This is a genomic window from Neisseria sp. HMSC069H12 (assembly GCF_001812735.1).
Classification (GTDB): Bacteria; Pseudomonadota; Gammaproteobacteria; order Burkholderiales; family Neisseriaceae; genus Neisseria; species Neisseria subflava.
The window spans coordinates 1-3,118 of record NZ_KV810286.1 but is presented as its reverse complement, the minus strand read 5'-3'; the positions used below and the strand labels follow the sequence as shown (position 1 = coordinate 3,118).

Annotated in this window: 3 protein-coding genes and 1 pseudogene; all 4 read left to right on the top strand. The window is 49.4% G+C overall.

What is annotated here, in order from left to right; genetic code table 11:
* A pseudogene (locus HMPREF2872_RS06580) lies at positions 1–273 on the top strand (IS5 family transposase); the annotation flags it as partial.
* Between the two features lie 254 nt (positions 274–527).
* On the top strand, positions 528–1,001 hold the full coding sequence (locus HMPREF2872_RS06575; RefSeq protein ID WP_003746683.1) for a hypothetical protein: 474 nt from the start codon (positions 528–530) through the stop codon (positions 999–1,001).
* Positions 1,002–1,030: 29 nt separating this feature from the next.
* Positions 1,031–1,849 (top strand): NlpC/P60 family protein, encoded by an 819-nt coding sequence (locus HMPREF2872_RS06570; RefSeq protein WP_070632273.1) that lies wholly within the window; start codon positions 1,031–1,033, stop codon positions 1,847–1,849.
* Between the two features lie 105 nt (positions 1,850–1,954).
* Positions 1,955–3,058 carry an NADH-dependent flavin oxidoreductase gene (locus tag HMPREF2872_RS06565; protein WP_070632270.1) on the top strand — a complete coding sequence of 368 codons (1,104 nt, stop codon included), beginning with the start codon at positions 1,955–1,957 and terminating at the stop codon, positions 3,056–3,058.
* Positions 3,059–3,118: the final 60 nt, after the last annotated feature.

Genomic DNA, 3,118 nt, shown 5'->3' with positions numbered 1-3,118 from the left:
CTGGCGCAAGACGACACCCTGTCCGAATTGCTCGAACTGATTAACCGCCAACTGACTGAAAAAAGTTTAAAAGTAGAGAAAGCATCCGCCGCCGTCATTGACGCCACCATTATTCAGACCGCCGGCAGCAAACAGCGTCAGGCCATAGAAGTCGATGACGAAGGACAAGTCAGTGGCCAAACCACACCGAGTAAAGACAGCGATGCCCGTTGGACAAAGAAAAACGGCCTCTACAAACTTGGTTACAAACAACATACCTGCACCGATTCTGAAATCGCTTTCAGACGGCATTTCGCCCCAAAAGAGCGGTGGATTTTGCAAAAGTTTTTCGGCTTTGCACTCCGCACGCAGGCAGCCTGAAAACGCCGAGCAGGTCGGGCATGGATGCCCGACAAACAAACTGTTCAGACGGTCTTACCGCATTCGGATGTTCGTCGTTTGCATTATTTGCAATGTTGTTTTATCATCAATACTACATTGATTATGTTGCGTATTTTAGTAATTTATTGTTTTTAAAAGGTATTTAAATGAAGAAAAAAATGCTGCTTTTAACCTTGCTGGTCTCGGCAACAGTGGTGGCGAAGCCGGTAAATAGTGGAAAAATAGCCCATCATCAAACCGTGTCGTGCGGCAATCAGGTTTATGTACAATCATCAGGCGGCGCAGTGTTAAAGGAAAAGCCCGATGCCCGTTCGAAAACGGTAATGCAGTTAAGAAACACCCAATATCTCTGTGTGGTTGGCAATGTGGCTGAATCAAACGGCTGGACGCTGGTGAAAAAAGTGCCTCCGGCAGCGGGTGCGGGCTGTGAAGATGCAGGCGCGAAAGAATGCTTGAAAATGGCAGATTTTCCAAGCAAATGGCAGGTAAAGAAACCGTCAGGCAGCCAATGCCGTCTGACGACTTCGTTTGACGAGGGCGGACAGCTTGTTGTAACCGCCAGCGGTGTATGTGCAACCGGCTGGGTTAAAACAAAGGCTGTCCGTTTTTTTGCAGATTAATTTTTTAACACGGCATAAAAGGAATTGAAATGTCTGAAATTCAAGAACGGCAGAATCGACGGATTATTGATTATGCTGAAGCAAACTTTTCGAAAACCACGCATGAATACGGCAGACAGGATATGGCTAGACGCTCTGCAAATAAATCTGGAGAGAAAATTGATCCTTCTCGTTTAAATGAAGACAAAGATCATGATGGAAGAAAAGGTGTTGATTGTTCTTCTCTTGTTTATTTTTCATTAGAAGGAGTGGGATTTAATCTTAAAATGGAAGCCAAAGACTTTGGAACCAGAACGCTGTTTAACGGAAAACATATAACGAACTATGCTCAAATAAATTTTGATGTACTACCTGCATCTGCCAAAACAGATGGCAGTTTGAAAGCAGGCGACATATTAATGATGACAATGCCGGGAGGTTCTCAACACGTTGCTATTTTTAAAGAGTATGATGAAAAAGGACGCATTCATTTTTTTGGATCTCAAACATCAACAGGGCCTGCTGAAGTAGTGATGACAGGAAATTCTTATTGGGATCAAAAAACTATTTTTCACGGTGCATTACGGCCTAAAGAAAACTTTATTAAACCTGAGATGGCGCCGGATATTGGAAAAAATGAATCGGAATCCCAATCTAAATATGAAAAAATTCGTTCGATGATCAATGGGTTAATGAATGATAAGGATGGTTCGTACACCAAGCAGCTTTTAGCAGAAAACCAAGATATTGTTGATAAATTCAACAAACGTGTACAGGAGGGTTTGGCACAACAGACACCATCGTTTTCGAACCAAGAGACTCAAATTGCACAACAGGAAACGGAATACCAGGGTTATTCGCGTAGCTGATAAAGATCTGATTTTGAATAACTGTATTTGATTCAACACAAATGCAAAAAAGGCCGTCTGAACCCGCTTTCAGACGGCCTTTAACCCAACACAAGGAGCCAAAAAATGAACCCGCGTTACGCCCCGATGTTTGCGCCGTATACCCTGAACAACGGCGTGGCAATCAAAAACCGCTTTGTCGTCGCGCCGCTGACGATTTACGAATCTGATGCCAACGGCGGGTTGACCGACGCCGCCCGTAATTTCTGGCGCGACCGTTTTCGCGGCTTCGGGCTGTTTGTGATGCCGTTTACCAATGTGCATCCGACCGGCATCGGTTTTCCGTCGCCCAACGCTTTTGACGCAAGCCACCTACCCACCCTGCGCGAATACACAGCCATTTCGCACGAACAAGGCGCGAAAATCGTCGCCCAAATCGCCCACGCGGGCAGCCGTGCCAATCCGCTGATGACGCGCGGACTCGGCGCCGTCGCCCCCAGCGCTTACGGGCGCGTGCGCGAAATGAGCAGCGACGAAGTGGCGCAAATGGTGCAGCACTTTGCCCATGCCGCCGAACTCGCGCTCGACGCAGGCTTGGACGGCGTAGAAATCCACGGCGCAAACGGCTGGCTGATTCAGCAATTCGTCTCCGCCGCCACCAACCTGCGCCAAGACCAATGGGGCGGCAGCCGCGAAAACCGCTTCCGTTTCCCGCTCGCCGTCATCGACGCGATTGACGAAATGCGCCGCCGCAAAAACCGCCCCGACTTCATCATCGGCTACCGTTTCTCGCCCGAAGAACCCGGCGCAGACGGCTTAACGATTGCAGACACGCTCGCGCTGGTGGACGCACTCGCCGTCAAACCGCTGCAATACCTGCACGTTTCTCTGTGGGATTTCTACAAAAAAGCGCGCCGCGACGGCAACGACGAATACCGTATGAAACTCATCCACCAGCGGATTAACGGGCGTTTACCCTTTATCGGCGTGAGCAAACTCTACACCGCCGACGACATCGCCCAAGCCTGGGAAACGGGCTGGGCGGAATTCATCGCGCTGGGCAAAACCGTGATGCTCAACCCCGATTTGATCGAGCTGATAGCAAACGGCCGCGAAGCCGAGATTCACACGCATTTTGACTGGCAGCAAACCGACCGTTACCGCTACACGCCCGCGATGCTCGCCGGCACGCGGCAGGGGATGGACTTTTATCCGCCGGCGAGGGGGTGAACAACGACAGGTCGGGCATCAATATCCGACCTTGTATATCGGAACTTCCGTATCATAGCA